The sequence below is a fragment of the Kosakonia sp. H7A genome (genome assembly GCF_003028445.1).
Taxonomy (GTDB): domain Bacteria; phylum Pseudomonadota; class Gammaproteobacteria; order Enterobacterales; family Enterobacteriaceae; genus Kosakonia; species Kosakonia radicincitans.
The window spans coordinates 1-745 of record NZ_PYTZ01000035.1 but is presented as its reverse complement, the minus strand read 5'-3'; the positions used below and the strand labels follow the sequence as shown (position 1 = coordinate 745).

The 745-nt window shown below is 63.6% G+C and carries 1 protein-coding gene; it reads left to right on the top strand.

The window, feature by feature from the left end; translation table 11 throughout:
* Window positions 1-257: S9 family peptidase (locus CWM66_RS27945; protein ID WP_146159952.1), on the top strand; the 257-nt coding region annotated here is incomplete at its 5' end.
* Between the last annotated feature and the right edge of the window lie 488 nt (window positions 258-745).

Genomic DNA, 745 nt, shown 5'->3' with positions numbered 1-745 from the left:
TGCTGCTGATCCACGGGCAGGACGACGACAACAGCGGCACCTTCCCGATCCAGAGCGAGCGGCTGTACGCAGCGGTGAAGGGCCTCGGCGGGAATGCGCGATTGGTGATGCTGCCGAACGAGGCGCACCGATACCGGGCGCGGGAGTCGATCATGCAGATGATGGCCGAGACCAACGATTGGCTGGAGCAGTATCTCGGGGCGCCATCGAAGGCGGGCGCTTCTGGCAAGGGCAAGGGGAAGGCCGCGTCGCCTTGATCTCGCTTCGCATGGTTTGATGGGATTGGGCGGCCTTTGGTCGCCCTTTCCTTTTTTTGGGTGTTGATGGATTTGGTCGGCTTGCGATGTGGATCGGCTGCTCGGTTGCCGCGCGTGGCCTTCGGGGGCAGGGCCCTTTCGGGACACGCCGTGAATCCATCCATGGAGGCTCGTAGGCGACATCCATGTCGCCTACGGTCCCGGCAGGGCCTGCCCACCGGACGCCCGACAGGTTCGCTCCAACGGAACGGAAGGCAGGGCTTCGGCTCCTGTGGGGGTTGGAAAAACAAAAAAGCCGCCCTTGGGGCGGCTTTTTTGTTTGTGTGTGTTCTTGCGTGCTTAGAACTTGGCGTCGAATTCGGCGGCGTAGCCGGTGTTGACGATGACCTTCTGCAGGGCCTCGCTCACCTTGATGTTGCCCGCCACCAGTTGGCGCGCGTCCGGGCCCTTGTCGTCCATGCGGGCCGGGGTGGCGCCCTTGAAGTCGC